The organism is Alteromonas sp. H02 (genome assembly GCF_059682525.1).
The window spans coordinates 2,872,056-2,889,463 of record NZ_CM185021.1 but is presented as its reverse complement, the minus strand read 5'-3'; the positions used below and the strand labels follow the sequence as shown (position 1 = coordinate 2,889,463).

Here is a 17,408-nt window from a genome sequence, read left to right as displayed (position 1 = left end):
TGCTTCATCACGTATTTAACTTAAACATTATAATAAGAGGGCACCGCGAATGGCCGAGACTGAACACCGTCCGACCAACTTTATCCGTCAAATTATTGATAAAGACCTCGCTAACGGGGTACACACGAGCATCAAAACGCGCTTCCCTCCAGAGCCAAACGGCTTCCTGCACATTGGGCATGCTAAATCCATCTGTCTGAACTTTGGCATTGCCAGAGATTATCAGGGCAGCTGCAATCTGCGTTTTGACGATACCAATCCGGCTAAAGAAGACATCGAATATGTCAATTCCATCCAGCAGGATGTGAAGTGGCTTGGTTTTGAATGGGATGGTGAGGCGCGTTACTCTTCTGATTACTTCGACCAGTTACACGGTTTTGCTGTGGAGCTTATCGAAAAAGGCCTGGCCTATGTGGACTTCAGTACCCAGGAAGCCATGCGTGAGATGCGTGGCACGTTAACCGAACCGGGCAAAAACAGCCCGTATCGCGACACCAGCATCGAAACCAACCTGCAGGAATTTGCTAAAATGACTGCCGGTGAGTACCCGGAAGGGCATTGTTCGCTGCGGGCAAAAATCGATATGACGTCGCCGTTTATGTGTATGCGCGATCCGGTTATTTACCGGATTAAGTTTGCCCATCACCATCAAACCGGCGAGAAGTGGTGCGTTTATCCGATGTACGACTTTACCCACTGCATCTCGGATGCCATTGAAGGCATAACCCATTCTTTGTGTACGCTGGAGTTTCAGGACAACCGCCGGTTATATGACTGGGTTATCGAAAACATCACTATTGACTGTACGCCGCATCAGTATGAGTTTTCCCGTTTAAACCTGGAATACACGGTATTAAGTAAGCGTCGTCTTATTCAACTGGTGGAAGAAAAGCATGTGGCAGGCTGGGATGACCCCCGCATGCCAACCATTGCCGGCTTGCGTCGCCGCGGCTATACACCGGGTTCAGTGCGCGAGTTTTGTTTGCGTATTGGCGTGACCAAGATGGACAACATGGTTGAAATGAGCATGTTGGAAGCCTGTATTCGTGACGACCTTAACGTTAATGCGCCCCGTGCTATGGCTGTACTTGAGCCAATTAAACTGGTTATCGAAAACTTTCCGGAAGGTGAGTCTGAAACACTGACTGCGCCCAACCATCCTAATGATGAATCTATGGGTACGCGTAACCTTAAATTTGGTCGCGAAGTCTGGATTGAAGCAGAAGATTTCCGCGAATCCGCCAATAAGAAGTTTAAGCGTCTGGTACTGGATAAAGAAGTGCGCTTACGTAATGCCTATGTGGTGAAAGCCAACCGCGTTGAAAAAGACGCAGAGGGTAATGTAACCACGGTTTACTGTACCTATGACCCGGACACCCTCGGTAAAGACCCGGCAGACGGCCGCAAGGTTAAAGGCGTTATCCACTGGGTAGATGTAGCCAGCGGTGAGGCTGCGCAGTTCAGACTGTACGATCGTCTGTTCAACGTACCTAACCCGGCCGCGGAAGAGAACTTCGTTGACGCTATCAACCCGGACAGCCTGATTGTGAAGTCAGGATGGGTAGAGCCTGGCTTGCCTGGCCGTGTACCAGAAGTGGGTAGCTGGCAGTTTGAGCGTACCGGTTACTTCTGTCTGGATAAAGACTCCACGTCTGAGCAACTGGTGTTTAACCAGACTGTAGGTCTGCGTGATACCTGGGCTAAGATTGGCGATTAAGTCAGTTTTATGCTGTAGGTAAGTTTTACTCATTAAAAAGCCCCGCATCGCGGGGCTTTTTGGTATCTGTTGTTAGCCGCTAAAGCGAGTAGCGGGTTATTTAGGCTGGCAATCCAGTGACTGACCATTTACCTCCTGGCTGTCTGAACCCATCAGGTACAAATACAGCGGCATAATGTCGGCCGGGGTTTTTAGTGTCTCGGCATCTTCGGCCGGGAATGCTTTAGCCCGCATGGCTGTGCGTGTTGCACCCGGATTAATGCAATTAAACCGCAGCGGTTTGTTTTTGTACTCATCGGCCAATACCTGCATCAGGCCTTCAGTAGCAAACTTTGATACCGAATAGGTGCCCCAGAACGCGCGGCCTTTGCGGCCCACTGAGGAACTGGTAAAGATGACCGAAGCGGCCTCGGCCTTGAGTAATAGTGGAAGTAGTGGCTGCAGCATATACATGGCGCTGTTGAGGTTTACCTGCATGACCTGTTGCCACTCATCCACCGGGATTTGAGCGAAAGGACTTAAGTGACCCAGCTTGCCAGCATTAAACAATATGCCATCGAGTACACCAAACTGATCGCTGATGGTATTTGCCATATCCTGATAATGTTTCGGGGTAGCGCCATTTAAATCCAGCGGTATAATCGCTGGCTCGGGGTAACCGGCGGCGACAATCTCGTCGTACACTGCTTCCAGTTTGCTAACCGTTTTACCCAGCAAAATACAGGTAGCGCCATGGGTAGCATAGCTGATAGCCGCTTGTCTGCCGATGCCGTCACCGGCGCCGGTAATGAGAATGGTTTTTCCACTCAGTAAGTGGTCCGGTGCGATGTAGTCATTCATAAATCAAGTTTCCTGCTAAACTTTCTCATCATACCCAGCATTTAGGGCGCAAAAGTGCTGTGATGATACAAATATCCTGTTTTATGTAAACCGATTCTTTTATGTAGTTGAAATATGTGACTACAATAGACGAATAAATTGGCGTTTTTACAGTTATTTACAAGAATGGGTTACAAAAAGTTAACAATATTTTGCAAAATCATCGTAAAGAAAATAATATGTGTTTAGTAACTGGTCGTACTTGTTCGATATTTGCCCAGCGATCAAGGTATTTAGCCTTCACAAAAGCTGTCGGACTTATCATGAGCCAGAATAACAAAAATCCGTTTTGTAGGGAGATATAATGAAAAAACTAATCCTTAGCACCAGTGTAGCCTTGGCACTGGGGTTAGCCGGTTGCGGTGGCGGTGAGTCCATTGACGACATTAATAACGAAACCCAGGTCGACACGCCTTTTTCTCGTATAGTATTTGACCCGGCCAACGGCGATCTGAATATTCCAAACGATTTACTAATGTTACCCGGTGATGATGGCTTCTTTGACTACACACTGAACATTCCGGTCGCCGATCCAACTGATTTTGGTGATCCCCAGAATGCCCTGAATATTCTGGATGGCTGGTCTATTCAGCATCCTTTTGTCATTGATGTGCAAACGCCCTCCGGTGTGGCTCTGGACGCTGCTACCTTGTCGGCGGGTATTCATTTATATGAAGCTACCCTGGGCCTTGATCAGAGCGACCCTGAGTGTGCCGCGGCGGCTATCCCTTCATCGGGTTGTAAGCTGGGCGATCAGCTCACCTATGGCGTTGATTACGTATTGTCACTGGTTGATGACGACACCGTAAGCGTAGTGCCGCTTAAGCCACTTAAACCTGCTTCTGGTTACATGCTGGTAATGACCACCGATCTGAAAGACACTTCCGGTAAGGCAGTGCAGGGGTCTACCACCTGGGATCTGGCTCGTCAGGACATCAACACTGCGCCATTGGCTACCGAAGACCAACTGACTTTACAAACGCTGGTAAACTCCTTAGTTACTCCACTACTGGGGGCGGGATATGAGCGCGAAGACATCACTTACGTGTCTGCCTTTACTACCCAGTCTACGGTTGACGTGATGGGCACGGTTAAACAACTGCTGGTTGCCGATCTGGTGGAAATTCTCACTACTGGTGAGGGGAATCCGGCAACGGCACTTCCGGTGGTCCAGGTGCAGGATGCGGATGGTGCGGATAACGCCATGGAAGCACTGGGCTTAATTAACAGTGCCACACTTGACGGTGCCCTTGCATTGGCTAAAGAGGGGCAGTCTGCTCAGGTTCAGGCGGCTATCGATGCCACTGATTTCAGTTTGCTACAAACCTGTGATGGTATTTTTGGCACCTTATCCGGTCAGCTAAGCGCTTACTGGGGTGGCATGGAAACCGTCGCTGCGGGAATTTCACAGTCTTTTGCTGCCGAAGCCGGCCCACTCTGTGCGGCTCAGCGCTACACTGGTTCTGTTTCGCTGCCGTATTATCTGCCGGTTCCGTCGATGACCAATCCACTCGCGCCGGTTAACGACTTCTGGCACGCTGCCTGTGACAGCGGTATCGTGCTGGCCGGTGCGCCGGCTGAAGTACTGGCTATGGCGGAACCTGGTCCGAACTACGAAATGTGTACCCAGGTTGGCTTGTCTGATCTGCGTGTGAACGGCGAAATGATTGATGATGCGCGGAACGTTACCCGTTACAGCCCCATCCCGCAAACCACCATTGCGGAAAATCCGTTGGAAGTACAAGTTACCATTCCTGATCCGGCCATTGCTACTGCACTGGGATCCCCGATCAGCAAACCTGATGCCGGTTGGCCGGTAGTCATGCTGGTGCATGGTATTACCGGTACCAAAGAGCAAATGATGGCTATTAGCGGTACTTTGTCTCTTCACGGTATTGCAACTGTTGCCATTGATTTGCCATTGCATGGCAGCCGCGGCTTTGATGTAAACGGTGATGGGGCCGACGATATCAGTGCAACCTTTGTATCACCGACTCACTTTATGAATCTGGCTTCACTGCCTACTGCACGAGATAATGTTCGTCAGGGCATGGCCGATCTGCTGGGCTTGCGCCTGGGTTTAAATGCGGTGGCTGATATGACCGCAACACAGGCCATTGATTTGGACGTGTCAAAAGTGTCTGTAATGGGCGTTTCACTGGGAGCCATTACCGGTGCTAACTTTGCTGCTATGGCAAACAGCTCTCTGGGTAACGATACCCTAGACGGTATGTTTGCTATTAACGCTGCCTCACTGGAGTCACCGGCCAGTGGTATTGCGACCTTCCTGATGGAGTCACCAGACTTCGGGCCGCTACTTAAAGCCCTGTTATTGAGCGAATCATCAGAAGACTTTGTTGCTTATGTTGGTCAGGTATATGGTGAAAACGCCACAGAAGCCCAGCTACGAGAGGCCTATACCGATTTCGTCGCACTACTTGACGCAGAAGCCAGAGCAGAATTTGAAGCGGTGTTTGCGCAGTTTAACTTTGCTGCCCAAACTATTCTCGACGCGGGTGATCCGACTGCCTATGCCGGAATGCTTGGCGCTACCACGCCAGTGCACTTTATGTCAGTAGTAGGTGACGGTGGTGAGAATCTGCCGGATCAGGTTAACCCTGTTGTAACTTCGCTGCCATTAGCGGGTCAGCACCCAATGGCTGCGATGATTGGTCTTGAGCAGGTGACTTCTACCATCTCATCGGAGACCGGTACGGTAAGTGGTCAGGTACGCTTTAACAGCGGTGCGCATGCATCCAGCTTAAGCCCGGCTGCCGACCCTGCAGTTACCCGCGAGATGCAACTGCAGGTGGGTGGTTTTATCAAGTCTGAAGCACAGGCATTACCCATCATTAATACCGATGTAGTGGCCAACTAACACTACTGCACTAATGTGAGTCCAATAAAGCCAGCTTAGCTGGCTTTATTTTTGTCTGGCGGGTGAGGCACTGCACGCGGAATAGGCTTTGTGTATCGTCAGCGAAGACGATCACTGGTATGATTCAGCTTGAAAAAATCAGACAAACAATAACACAAGAGGCATCTGTGGAATTCTTATACGAATACGGACTATTTTTAGCAAAGGCAGTTACGCTGGTAGCAGCAATTGTGATTGTTCTGGCCCTGGCAGCAGGTGCTGCGGCAAAACAAAAGCAAGGTAAAGGGCAGCTGGAAATTCATTCAGTAAGTGAGCAGTTAAAAGACATTACTCACTATGCTCAACAGGTAACGCTGGACAAAGCCAGCCTGAAGAAACTGGCCAAAGAACAAAAGAAAAAGCAGAAAGAGAATAAAGAGCCGTCAGAGGACAGCGGTAAACTGTTTGTTATTGACTTCAAGGGCTCAATGGACGCCCATGAGGTAGAAAAACTGCGCGAAGAAGTGACGGCCGTGTTGTGTATTGCAACCGAGAAAGACGAAGTGCTGGTTAAAGTCGAAAGTGGCGGCGGCGTGGTGCATGGTTACGGGCTGGCCGCTGCGCAGCTGCAGCGTATTCGTGATAAAGGCTTAAAGCTTACCGTAGCGGTTGATAAAGTGGCTGCCAGTGGTGGTTACATGATGGCCTGTGTGGCCGATCATCTGGTGGCCAGTCAGTTTGCCATTATTGGTTCTATTGGGGTATTGGCTCAGCTGCCTAACTTCCACAAGTTACTAAAGAAAAATGACATCGATTACGAGCAGCACACCGCTGGTGAATATAAGCGTACACTCACGGTATTTGGTGAAAATACCGACGAAGGCCGGGAAAAATTCCGCGAAGAGCTTGAAGCTGTGCATGTGATGTTTAAAGACTGGGTTAGTACCAACCGTAAAGAACTGGATATTGCCAAAGTGGCAACCGGTGAATACTGGTATGGCAGCCAGGCGCTGGAGTTGGGCCTGATTGACGGCATCAGTACCTCTGATGATTACATCATGAGTGTTTATCCGGAGCGCGATATTTTTGCGGTGAAATTTATGCAAAAGAAAAACGTTGCCGAAAAGCTGGGGATGTCTTTTGCTCAGGGCGCAGAAAGGGCCGCAATGCGTATGGTCAGTCAACTTCCACAATGGTTTAAAAAGTCGTAAATGAGTAAGCAAACCAAAGCGCGAATTATTGAAGCCGCTGAGTACCTGTTTGCATTACAGGGCTACGGACAAACTTCGATGCGTGAAATTACCGCCCGGGCCGACGTGAATCTGGCCTCAGTGAATTACCACTTTGGCAGTAAGAAAAACCTCATTCAGGCGGTGCTCAAGCGTTACTTTGATGTAATGATGCCGCAAATTGATGAGGCGCTGGCAAAGTTGGTTCCCAGCGTGGGTCGCAAAGGCGTGGATCAGGTGCTGCAAAACCTAAAGGGGCCGCTGCTTAACCTCAATGCGGTGCAGCCCGATGGCACCGAAATGTTTGTGCAATTGCTGGGTAAGGGCTATACCGAGTCCCAGGGCCACTTACGCCGCTTTATTATGGGCAGCTACGGCGAGACAGTACAAACCATACTCGCCATGCTACGAACGGCATTACCGGCTATTCCGGCCGATGAACTATTCTGGCGCCTACACTTTGCTATTGGCAGCTTCGTGTTCTCCATGGCATCGAGTCAGGCGCTGAAAGACATTGCCAAGGCCGACTATCAGCAAGACATCGATATTGCCGATGTGATTGAACATCTGTTTCCATTCGTTGCCCAGGGGATCAGCGGCGACGGCTATCAAAACGAGGGGTAAATCGTGCTGACGACTCAACTTGTTGATTATCTGAATAAGGAACTGCAGGTCGCGACCATCAAGGATTACTGTCCGAACGGCTTACAAATTGAAGGTTGTGCGGATATCCAGCATTTAGTGACCGGCGTTACCGCCTCTCAGCAACTTATCGATGCCGCCATCGAGGTCGGTGCCGATGCCATGCTGGTCCATCATGGTTACTTCTGGAAGGGCGAGAGTGAGCCGCTTGTAGGTATGAAAAAACGCCGCATTGCCAGTTTACTGGCCCATGACATTAACCTGCTGGCTTATCATTTACCCATTGATATGCATCATCAGTGGGGCAACAACGCGCAGCTTGGAGCCTTGTTTGAACTTAGCAACGTTGCGCCTTTGGAAGCAGTCAGCCCAACGGGTATTGTTTACCAGGGCGAGACTTCAACCACGCTTGGTGAACTTTCTGCATTAATCGAGCAAAAGCTGGACAGACCCCTGGTAGTTTGCGAAGGCAAAGCAGATAAGCCGGTTAACAAGGTTGCCTGGTGTACCGGCGGCGGACAAGGTTTTATCGAACAGGCCGCAATGGCCGGATGTGATCTATTTATTACCGGTGAAGTGTCGGAGCAGACCATTCATATCGCCCGCGAAATGGGCATTGCCTTTATTGCTGCCGGCCATCATGCCACCGAGCGCTACGGTGTTAAAGCAGTGGGTGAGCACCTGGCAGGTGAATTTGGCCTGAAGGTAACCTTTATCGACATTGATAACCCGGCCTGAGACGACCCTGTTGAAAGATCAATCCTTTAATGGCCTGGCGGAAAAATTTAACCGTAATATATATGGCACTACCAAAGGTCGCCTGCGCCACCAGTTGCTTTGCGATGTGTTAAGTGAAGTGCTGGCCGAAGAGCCGGCGCAAAACATTATTGAACTGGGCGGTGGCACAGGCGTGATGTCTGCCTTTCTGGCCGGGCTTGGTCATCAGTTAACGCTGACTGATATTTCAGAAGATATTTTAACTATCGCGCGTCAGCAACTGGGTGCCGCTATCGCCATCAGGCAGGCCGACTTATTCGACATCAACGACCTCAGCGAGTTTGATGTAGTCGTGTGCCATGCCGTGCTGGAATGGTTGGCCCGACCGTATCAGGCATTAGCCATGCTGGCTGAGCGGATGCAAGCCGGGGCAAAACTAAGTCTGACTTTTTTTAATCGCGATGCGGCGCTGTTCAGTAACGCGGTTTACGGTAATTTTGATTACATTGCCCGCGGTATGAAAGTGAAAAAGCAGGTGCGGTTAAACCCTCAGCAGCCGCTGGTGCCAAAAGACGTTATCGCTGAAGTTCAAAACCTTGGTTTTACAGTGCACTCAATGCGCGGTATTCGCTGTTTTCATGATTACCTTCGTGACCGTGACATGGCCGATTCCAAATATGAGGAGCTACTGGCCACCGAACGTCAGTATGGTCACCAGGAGCCGTATTTATGGCTGGGCAAGTATTTTCACCTGTGGCTGGAAAAACAGCCGGATTAATCCGGCAGTACCACAAAGCGGCTGTCGTCGGCCGTATTATTGTTAAGCGCCAGCATATTCTGTAGCGTAACTTCAGCAATCTGATCAAGTGCTTCGGCAGTAAAAAAGCCCTGATGGCCGGTAATCAACACATTGTGAAAGGTCTGCAGTCGCTCAAATACATCGTCCTGAATAATTTCGCTGGAATGATCGCGGAAAAACAGTTCTGATTCCATTTCATATACGTCCAGGCCCAGGTAGCCAATCTTGTGTTTTTTCAACGCTTCAATAACCGCGTGAGTGTCGATCAGGCCACCGCGAGAGGTGTTAATCAGCATCACCCCATCGCGCATGCTGGCCAGAGACTCAGCATTAATAAGATGGTGGCTCTGCTCATTGAGCGGACAGTGAAGGCTGATAATATGGCATTCTTTAAACAAGGTATCGAGACTGGTATATACCACTCCTTGTTTAATCAGCGCGTCATCAGGGTAGGGGTCGTAGCAATAAATCTCACAACCAAAACCAGTCAGTAAACGTGCCAGCGCGGCGCCGATATGGCCGGTCCCTACAATTCCCACTTTCTTGTTATGCAGGGTAAAGCCTAGCAGACCGTTAAGGTTAAAATTGCCTTCCCTGACCCGGTTATAAGCTTTATGGGTTTTGCGGTTCAGCGTCATGATAAGCGCCAGAGCATGTTCGGCCACGGCCTCAGGCGAATACGCGGGTACCCGTGAAACGGCCAGTCCCAACTCTTTGGCGGCAGCGATATCAACGTTATTGAATCCGGCGCAGCGCAGTGCGATATGTTTAACGCCCTGATCGCTTAACTGCTGTAAAATCGAATTGTCGAGGCAATCGTTAACAAAAGCACAGAGCACATCGAAATTCTGGCACAGCGAGACGGTCTTCGGCCCCAGCGAGGTTTCAAAGCTGGTCAGATCAATCTGCTCATACAGCGGATGCTGTTTAAATGATTGAATGTCGTACTGCTGCGCACTGAACATGGCAACGCGTGGTGGAGGAGTCATTAGCAATCCCGTTGTCTTTCCCTGTACCGCTAATACTATTAGGATGCGCCCTACAGTCAAGTTAAGCTTGCTTGAATAAATTGTCAGCGTGTTACACTTGGCAGCGCGACATTCTTCACCTTGATTCGGGGACTAAGGAAAAATAATGAAAGTGAGTTTTATTGGTTTGGGCGTAATGGGATTTCCCATGGCCGGGCATCTGCAATCCAACGGGTTTGACGTGTGTGTATATAACCGCACTACCAGTAAGGCTGAAAGCTGGCAGAGTCAGTATGGTGGGCGCATAGCCACCACACCTTGCGCAGCGGCAGAGGGCGCCGAACTGGTGTTTTTATGTGTAGGCAACGACGATGATGTTCGTCAGGTGGTTTATGGCGAGTCAGGCATTCTGGCTGGCACCAGTGCGGGTACTTTGGTGGTTGACCATACCACAGCGTCAGCCGAACTCGCCCGTGAGCTGGCTGAGGCCTGTGCAGCACGGCAGGCTGGCTTTCTGGATGCGCCGGTTTCAGGCGGGCAGGCTGGTGCAGAAAATGGCCAGCTAACGATTATGGTTGGTGGCGAAGAGGGCGACTTTGCCCGCGCGCAGCCGGTTATGGATGCCTATGCCCGTCACAGTCAGCTGATAGGTGGTCACGGCAGCGGCCAGCTGGCTAAAATGATGAATCAGATTTGCATTGCCGGGATTGTTCAGGGCCTTGCCGAAGCCCTGCACTTTGGTGAGCAGGCCGGGCTTGATTGTGGCACCGTAATCGATGTTATCAGTAAAGGCGCTGCGCAGTCGTGGCAAATGGAAAACCGTGCTGCAACCATGATCAAAGGTGAATATGAGTTTGGTTTTGCGGTTGACTGGATGCGTAAGGATCTGGCGATCGCTCTGGATGAAGCTCGTAAGAACGGGTCGACGCTGGCGCTGACGGCGCTGGTTGATCAGTATTATGCTGACGTGCAAAAAAGCGGCGGTGGGCGCTGGGATACGTCGAGCTTATTAACCCGTTTGCATCAGGGTTAAGGCGGGGTTACCGGGTTGGCGGCGCTGGCGTGAGTTGCTGCCATCAATACCTCATTAATTTGCGGGTATTTCTTCTGTAATCTGGCAAAACGCTGCTGGTTAGTTTCAGACAGTTCACTGTGATGAATTTGCTGAACCAAATCATTCAGCAGAACACTGCGGTAGCTACTTTGTTGTTCTACCAGCAGTGTTTGCAACATGTTGAGAGCAATCGCCGGCAATGACGGGCGTAGCTGAAGGGCATGATAGAACGCGGCAAGCGCTTGCTGATACGCTTCCTTAACAAATAGCTGCTGGCCCTGTTCGTTAAAGATATCGGCACGGCTATGAGCCAGGCCAGATTCTTTTTCCGCGTTAATCAACCGGCTTTGCAGCGTTTGCTGTTCTGCCGGCATTTCTCCCAGCTCACTTTTTACTTTAGCCATATCAAGTAAATATAACGCCTGGGTTTCATTGCCAAGTGCACCATACACCCTGGCGGCCGTAATTAACGTGTTTGCAGAACTTCGGTTAAATACCTGCATGTGTTCGCGTTGCGTGAGACTTCTGGCTTTATCCCCCTGATCTTCCAGAACATAACTGTAGGCCAACAAATAATCGTGGCGCTGTCTGACCAGCGAGTCGCCCTGGCTGCGGGCTGCTACACCGGCTAACTTTCTGGCCTGAGTGAGGCTCTCTTTGCGGTTATTCATCGGGCTGTTTTGGGCAATACTCAGGTAAAACTCGGCCAGCTCGAAGGTGAATTCGTCGAAGCGCTCTTTGGTAGAGCGGTTGTACTCACGCTTTTTTTGTAGCAAATCTATGCTTTCAATGACCCGGTTTTGTTTCTGGTAGGTCATGGTTTTCAGGCGGGTCGCCGGCAGGCTGAGTTCGCTGTCCTGAATGTGATCGAGATAGTATTCGGTTTTCTCATAAGCCGCTTGCTCAAAAGACAAACACGCCAGCCATTCAAAGGCTTTGTCGCGGGTCAGCAAGGTATCGAGCATAGCATCCAGTGATTCCTGACAGTTGGGCCAGTTGCCCATTAAAAACTGACATTTTAATTTGCCCCACTGGGCCCACAGTACCTTATCGGATTGCTGTAGTACCCGCTGATAAATATCGAGCGCCTCAGCATACTGATGAACCTGCAGTAGCAATCTGGCCTGAAGTTTTTCCAGATCGGAGCGCAGTCTGGCTGACAGCGGCGACTGAAGCTGTTGCTGAATCTGATCAATAGCCCGATCGCAGTCACCATCATCAAGGTACATCAGCGCTTTACTGGCTTGCTTGCGGTACTCAAGGTAATGATTCAGTCCGCGTTGCAGTGAATTGATAGTGTAGGGCTTAAGTAACAGCAGATCGGGATGAATGTCGATAATCTGGCCAATGGTCTGAGGCATTCTGTCGGCGGTCAGAAAAATAATACCGGTACTCGGGCGGATAAAATCAGCCTGTCGCAGGGCTTGGACCCATTCAACACCGTTACGGCGCTGACCAAGATGAAAATCAAAAATTAACAGTTCGAAATGCTGCTTGCGCAGCACGTTTTTTAACTCGCTGCCGGTGCTAAAGCTTGCCACCTCCAAATTACCCATGGTAATCAGGTGGCTACGAATGGTGGCCCGGGCTGTCGCATTATCTTCAATAATTGCGACTCTGATTTTTTGCACCATTCATCTACCGCGTTCGTCAGTGTTACCTGAGTTAAGCATATCAGCAGGGACCTAAAATAAAAGCGTAAATTCAATAATAGGTATGGTTACGACTAACAATGTCACAATTTATTTACAATGTTAACGCAGCTTTCACGCCTGCTTACGTTTACGTAAACGGAGTCATGCTATAGCGTTAGGATAAAACTAACGACAGAGAATAAACGGTAATGCAAAACGTTAAGCTATTAATCGACGGTGAATTTAGATCCTCCGCCAGTCAACACATGATTGATGTCACCAATCCTGCCAGTGGCGACGTGATCGCCCGCGTACCGGATGCATTAGCAGAAGAAACCGAACAAGCGGTTGCTGCCGCTAAAAAAGCCTTTAACAGCTGGAAAAATGTGCCGGTAACAGAGCGGGCACGGGTGATGATGCGTTATCAGGCCATCCTCAAGCGTGAGCAGGAACGCATTGCTAAAGTCTTAGCCAGTGAAACCGGTAAAGTGTTTGATGACGCCATGGGCGATGTCTGGCGTGGCATTGAAGTAGTTGAACAGGCCATGAACGCGCCTGGCATGATGATGGGCGAAACGGTAGAAAATGTTGCCCGGGGCATTGATACGTACAGTGTTATACAGCCTCTCGGTGTCTGCCTGGGCATTACGCCGTTTAATTTTCCAGCCATGATCCCATTGTGGATGTTCCCGCTTGCCGTGGTGTGTGGTAACACCTTTGTGCTCAAACCTTCTGAACAGGATCCGCAAACACCGGTATTACTGGCCGAATTGTTTATGGAAGCCGGCGCGCCGGCCGGTGTGCTGAATGTGGTTCATGGTGGTCGCGAGCGGGTTGACCAGTTGCTTAATCATCCGGATGTCGCCGCGGTTTCTTTTGTTGGTTCAGTACCGGTAGGTAAACACGTTCATCAGACCGCCACGGCCAATATGAAACGGGCCCAGTGTTTTGCCGGTGCTAAGAACCACTCCGTAGTCATGCCTGATGCCAATAAACAGCATGTGATCAATAATCTGGTTGGCGCTTCAGTAGGCGCTGCAGGACAACGCTGTATGGCTATTTCGGTAGCCGTATTTGTTGGCGATGCGCAGCAGTGGATAGACGAACTGGCCGGTGCCATCGCCAAAGTGAAACCCGGCCTATGGGATGACAAAGAAGCCGGCTTCGGGCCGCTCATCAGTAATGCTGCCAAAGAGCGGGTACTAGGTCTTATTCAGTCTGGTAAGGACGAGGGGGCTACTTGTCTGGTCGATGGCTCAGAATGTACGGTTGAGGGCTACGAGCAAGGTCACTGGATTGGCCCTACGGTATTTAGTGATGTCACTACCAGCATGCGCATTTACCAGGAAGAGATTTTTGGCCCGGTGTTGTGCTGCCTGTGTGTGGATTCACTGGATGAAGCGCTGGCTATTGTTAACGACAACCCTTACGGTAATGGTACGTCCATTTTCACCGCTAGTGGTGCCGCCGCACGTAAATATCAGTCTGAAGTCAGCGTGGGTCAGGTGGGGATTAATGTACCTATTCCTGTGCCACTGCCGTTCTTCTCGTTTACCGGCTGGAAAAATTCCTTCTTCGGCGATCTGCATGCGTACGGCAAGCAGGCAGTGCGTTTTTATACCGAAACTAAAACCATCACTTCGCGCTGGCCGGAAGACAGCATTCCCGCCGGCCCGAACCTGACGATTAATTTACGCTAGGGAGACAGTCAGTGGATTTTAATCTAAACGAAGACCAACAGGCCTTTGCCGATGTGGCAGCCCAGTTTGCCAGACAGGCGTTGGCGCCTTACGCTGCGCAGTGGGATAAAGACCACACCTTTCCGGTAGACACCTTACGTCAGGCCGGTGAACTGGGGTTCTGTGGGCTTTATACCCCGGAAGAAGACGGCGGACTGGGGCTCAGCCGCCTCGACGCATCAATTATTTTTGAACAGCTGGCTATGGGCTGTACTGCCACCACGGCCATGCTAACGATTCATAATATGGCCACCTGGATGCTGGCATCTTATGGCCAGGCGCCAGTAAAAGATGCCTGGTTACCGGATCTGGTTAGCGGCAATAAACTGGCTTCCTATTGTTTAACCGAACCCGGTGCCGGTTCAGATGCAGCCAGCTTAACCACTAAAGCAGAGCGGCAGGGCGATCAATACGTACTCTCTGGAAGCAAAGTGTTTATTTCCGGGGCGGGCAGCACTGATTTACTCATTGTAATGGCTCGTACAGCCAATAATGGTGCGAAAGGAATTTCTGCGTTCGCAGTACCTGCAGACTCGGCGGGTATCAGCTACGGTAAGCCGGAAGAAAAAATGGGCTGGAATGCCCAGCCCACGCGAATGATCACCTTTGATAATGTCAGTATTCCGGCCAGTCATTTACTCGGTGAGGAAGGTCAGGGTTTTACTTTTGCGATGAAAGGGCTCGATGGCGGCCGGATCAACATTGCTACCTGTTCTATTGGTACGGCGCAACAGGCGTTAAATACCGCCCGCGATTACATGCATGAGCGACAGCAGTTTGGTAAGCCACTGGCCGCATTTCAGGCGCTGCAATTTAAACTGGCCGATATGGCAACCGAACTGGTTGCGGCCCGGCAGTTAGTGCGGCTGGCTGCATTCAAGCTTGATGAGCGTGATCCCCAGGCCACGGCTTATTGTGCCATGGCAAAACGTTTTGCCACCGATGTAGGCTTTACGGTATGTAACGAAGCTCTGCAGATCCATGGTGGCTACGGGTACATTAAAGAATACCCGCTTGAACGCCATGTGCGGGACGTGCGGGTGCATCAAATTCTCGAAGGTACCAACGAAATTATGCGCTTAATTATCAGTCGAAGCGTGCTGCAGGAAGGTAGCGAACTTGTTTAGGAGAAAACAGTGACAGATAAACTACAGAGCAGTCTTATTCCGACCCGTTGTGGACGCCAGATTGGTCATCTGCAGTTAAATAAACCGAAGGCGCTTAACGCTTTGGATCTGGATATGGCCATGGCGATGCAGCAACAACTGGATGCCTGGCGATCGGATGATTCCGTTTTAATGGTGGTGATAAGTGGCAGTGGCCCCAAGGCATTTTGTGCTGGCGGCGACATTGTCTCCATGTATCAGGCTATGCAGTCGGCGGCTAATCAGATCCCTGAATTTATTGCTGAATTCTTTGCCACTGAATACCGTCTTGATTACACCATTCACACCTACGAAAAACCGATTATCGCCTGGGGCGAAGGCATTGTGATGGGCGGCGGTATCGGCCTGCTGGCTGGGGCCAGCCACCGGTTATTGACCGCTTCATCGAGGCTGGCCATGCCTGAAATTACCATTGGTTTGTATCCCGATGTCGGAGCGAGCTATTTTCTGTCCCGCGCGCCGGGTCAATCCGGCTTATTTGCCGGGCTGACAGGAGCGTCGTTAAACGCGGCTGACGGACTGTTTATTGGTTTAGGCGAATACATCATGGCTAATGAGTTTTTGCCTTCACTGCTACAAGCGCTTGGTGACACTCAGTGGCAGGACGGGCAGGTGACTGCTCAGTTAGATAATCTGTGTGAGCGTTACCAACTAAGCGCCGATGAGCGGCCTGAGGCACAACTAGCCGCTCATCAGCACAGTATTGATGAGGCCCTGCAAGGCTGCACAAGCGCCAGTGAGGCGGTAAAAGCGATACAAGCCATGCAGTCTACCGAGGATGAATGGCTGAGTAAGGCGCAGCATTCGCTGAGTAAAGGTTCGCCGATCACCATGCACCTGGTCTGGGAGCAAATCCGGCGGGGTAAATCGCTTTCGCTGGCTGAATGTTTTGAGATGGAACTTATTATGTCATGTCGCTGCGCCGAGTCCGGCGAATTTGCCGAAGGTGTCAGAGCGTTACTTATTGACAAAGACAAACAGCCCCAATGGCGCTTTGCCGATGTAGACAGCGTCTCTGAAGACGTTGTAGAGCTACATTTTACCAGCCCCTGGGAGCAATCCCCGCTAACACTATCCGGAGAATAATCATGACACAAATTGCCTTTATCGGATTGGGTAATATGGGCGGGCCAATGGCTCGCAACCTGTTAAAACATAATCAGCATGTTACGGTGTTTGATCTGATGCCGGAAGCGGTGGATGTATTAGTAGCAGCCGGAGCCCACAAAGCAGGCTCACCGCAGGAAGCGGTGGCTGGCGCTGATGTAGTCGTCACCATGTTACCCGCAGCTGCCCATGTTAAATCCCTTTATCTGGGCGAAGACGGTTTGCTTGCTCATGTTGATAAAAGCGCGTTGCTGATCGACTGCAGTACCATTGATGCGCAAAGTGCAATCGCGGTGGGAGAGCAGGCTCAGCAGGCAGGCATTGCTTTTATTGATGCGCCGGTTTCCGGTGGCGTAGGCGGTGCAGCTGCCGGTACGCTAACGTTTATTATGGGCGGTAAGGAAGCGGATGTTGAACGGGCCCGGCCGGTGCTGTCGATGATGGGGGCAAACCTGTTCAGAGCCGGTGATCTGGGGGCCGGGCAAATTGCCAAAGTCTGCAACAATATGTTGCTATCTGTGCTTATGGCAGGCACGTCCGAAGCACTGCAACTGGCCATTGCTAATGGCCTCGACCCAAAAGTGATGTCAGACATTATGCTGCAAAGCTCGGGCTGCAACTGGGCCCTGCAAAAATACAACCCTTGCCCCGGCGTTATGGATAACGTGCCATCAAGCAATGGTTATCAGGGCGGCTTTATGGTTAAACTGATGAATAAAGATCTGACCTTGGCCATGGATACCGCTGCACAGGTTGGCGCAGCTACACCTATGGCCTCTGCGGCGCAGGCGCTGTATCGACTGCATCAGGGACAGAGCGACAATGCCGATAAAGACTTTTCAAGTATCTTTAATCTGTTTGCAAAGGACTAAGACTTTCTTCAGGCGGATATAAAAATAG

The 17,408-nt window shown here is 50.6% G+C and carries 14 protein-coding genes; 11 read left to right on the top strand and 3 right to left on the bottom strand.

Annotation, left to right across the window (positions count from 1 at the left end; translation table 11 throughout):
• Nucleotides 1-49 precede the first annotated feature (49 nt).
• On the top strand, nt 50-1,717 hold the full coding sequence (gene glnS / locus AC566Q_RS13410; protein WP_105934107.1) for a glutamine--tRNA ligase: 1,668 nt from the start codon (nt 50-52) through the stop codon (nt 1,715-1,717).
• 96 nt (nt 1,718-1,813) lie between these two features.
• Here the strand turns inward: glnS and AC566Q_RS13405 are convergent, their stop codons facing one another.
• Nucleotides 1,814-2,557 (bottom strand): YciK family oxidoreductase, encoded by a 744-nt coding sequence (locus tag AC566Q_RS13405; protein ID WP_123326894.1) that lies wholly within the window; start codon nt 2,555-2,557, stop codon nt 1,814-1,816.
• Between the two features lie 343 nt (nt 2,558-2,900).
• Between AC566Q_RS13405 and AC566Q_RS13400 the strand changes: the two genes are divergently transcribed.
• From AC566Q_RS13400 to AC566Q_RS13380, 5 genes are all read left to right on the top strand, one after another.
• Complete coding sequence (locus AC566Q_RS13400; RefSeq protein ID WP_499606992.1) at nt 2,901-5,474, top strand: VolA/Pla-1 family phospholipase; 2,574 nt, start codon at nt 2,901-2,903, stop codon at nt 5,472-5,474.
• A 167-nt stretch (nt 5,475-5,641) separates the two neighbouring features.
• Complete coding sequence (sohB, locus tag AC566Q_RS13395) at nt 5,642-6,664, top strand: protease SohB (protein ID WP_499606989.1); 1,023 nt, start codon at nt 5,642-5,644, stop codon at nt 6,662-6,664.
• Nucleotides 6,665-7,306, top strand: coding sequence for a TetR/AcrR family transcriptional regulator (locus AC566Q_RS13390; protein WP_105935101.1), 642 nt, complete (start codon nt 6,665-6,667; stop codon nt 7,304-7,306).
• 3 nt (nt 7,307-7,309) lie between these two features.
• Nucleotides 7,310-8,062 (top strand): Nif3-like dinuclear metal center hexameric protein, encoded by a 753-nt coding sequence (locus tag AC566Q_RS13385; protein ID WP_499606986.1) that lies wholly within the window; start codon nt 7,310-7,312, stop codon nt 8,060-8,062.
• Between the two features lie 10 nt (nt 8,063-8,072).
• Entirely contained in the window at nt 8,073-8,819 is a 747-nt protein-coding gene (locus tag AC566Q_RS13380) for a methyltransferase (protein ID WP_499606984.1), read from the top strand.
• On the opposite strand, the gene AC566Q_RS13375 is transcribed toward AC566Q_RS13380, so the two are convergent.
• A complete protein-coding gene (locus AC566Q_RS13375; protein ID WP_499606982.1) occupies nt 8,816-9,829 on the bottom strand; it encodes a 2-hydroxyacid dehydrogenase in 1,014 nt (337 codons plus the stop codon). The genes AC566Q_RS13380 and AC566Q_RS13375 overlap by 4 nt on opposite strands.
• Before the next feature lie 145 nt (nt 9,830-9,974).
• Between AC566Q_RS13375 and AC566Q_RS13370 the strand changes: the two genes are divergently transcribed.
• Complete coding sequence (locus AC566Q_RS13370; protein ID WP_499606979.1) at nt 9,975-10,841, top strand: NAD(P)-dependent oxidoreductase; 867 nt, start codon at nt 9,975-9,977, stop codon at nt 10,839-10,841.
• Here AC566Q_RS13370 and AC566Q_RS13365 read toward each other — a convergent pair.
• Nucleotides 10,838-12,496: a response regulator gene (locus AC566Q_RS13365; RefSeq protein ID WP_499606977.1), complete on the bottom strand. Its 1,659-nt coding sequence runs from the start codon at nt 12,494-12,496 to the stop codon at nt 10,838-10,840. The two genes, AC566Q_RS13370 and AC566Q_RS13365, sit on opposite strands and share 4 nt — an antisense overlap.
• Nucleotides 12,497-12,705: 209 nt before the next feature.
• Between AC566Q_RS13365 and AC566Q_RS13360 the strand changes: the two genes are divergently transcribed.
• Genes AC566Q_RS13360 through mmsB form a run of 4 tightly spaced genes read left to right on the top strand, consistent with a single transcriptional unit; the run spans nt 12,706 to nt 17,380 of the window.
• Nucleotides 12,706-14,196, top strand: a complete 1,491-nt coding sequence (locus AC566Q_RS13360; RefSeq protein ID WP_499606974.1) for a CoA-acylating methylmalonate-semialdehyde dehydrogenase — start codon at nt 12,706-12,708, stop codon at nt 14,194-14,196.
• Between the two features lie 11 nt (nt 14,197-14,207).
• A complete protein-coding gene (locus AC566Q_RS13355; protein ID WP_499606972.1) occupies nt 14,208-15,362 on the top strand; it encodes an acyl-CoA dehydrogenase family protein in 1,155 nt (384 codons plus the stop codon).
• 9 nt (nt 15,363-15,371) lie between these two features.
• Entirely contained in the window at nt 15,372-16,487 is a 1,116-nt protein-coding gene (locus AC566Q_RS13350; protein ID WP_499606969.1) for an enoyl-CoA hydratase/isomerase family protein, read from the top strand.
• 2 nt (nt 16,488-16,489) lie between these two features.
• Nucleotides 16,490-17,380 carry a 3-hydroxyisobutyrate dehydrogenase gene (gene mmsB, locus AC566Q_RS13345; RefSeq protein WP_499606966.1) on the top strand — a complete coding sequence of 297 codons (891 nt, stop codon included), beginning with the start codon at nt 16,490-16,492 and terminating at the stop codon, nt 17,378-17,380.
• The last annotated feature ends 28 nt before the right edge of the window (nt 17,381-17,408 follow it).

Excerpts from the sequence above, each read along its gene's own strand:
- glnS (WP_105934107.1), top strand. The coding sequence starts at position 50 with ATGGCCGAGACTGAACACCGTCCGACCAACTTTATCCGTCAAATTATT.
- AC566Q_RS13405 (WP_123326894.1), bottom strand. The coding sequence starts at position 2,557 with ATGAATGACTACATCGCACCGGACCACTTACTGAGTGGAAAAACCATT.
- AC566Q_RS13400 (WP_499606992.1), top strand. The coding sequence starts at position 2,901 with ATGAAAAAACTAATCCTTAGCACCAGTGTAGCCTTGGCACTGGGGTTA.
- AC566Q_RS13390 (WP_105935101.1), top strand. The coding sequence starts at position 6,665 with ATGAGTAAGCAAACCAAAGCGCGAATTATTGAAGCCGCTGAGTACCTG.
- AC566Q_RS13375 (WP_499606982.1), bottom strand. The coding sequence starts at position 9,829 with ATGACTCCTCCACCACGCGTTGCCATGTTCAGTGCGCAGCAGTACGAC.
- AC566Q_RS13370 (WP_499606979.1), top strand. The coding sequence starts at position 9,975 with ATGAAAGTGAGTTTTATTGGTTTGGGCGTAATGGGATTTCCCATGGCC.
- AC566Q_RS13365 (WP_499606977.1), bottom strand. The coding sequence starts at position 12,496 with ATGGTGCAAAAAATCAGAGTCGCAATTATTGAAGATAATGCGACAGCC.
- AC566Q_RS13360 (WP_499606974.1), top strand. The coding sequence starts at position 12,706 with ATGCAAAACGTTAAGCTATTAATCGACGGTGAATTTAGATCCTCCGCC.
- mmsB (WP_499606966.1), top strand. The coding sequence starts at position 16,490 with ATGACACAAATTGCCTTTATCGGATTGGGTAATATGGGCGGGCCAATG.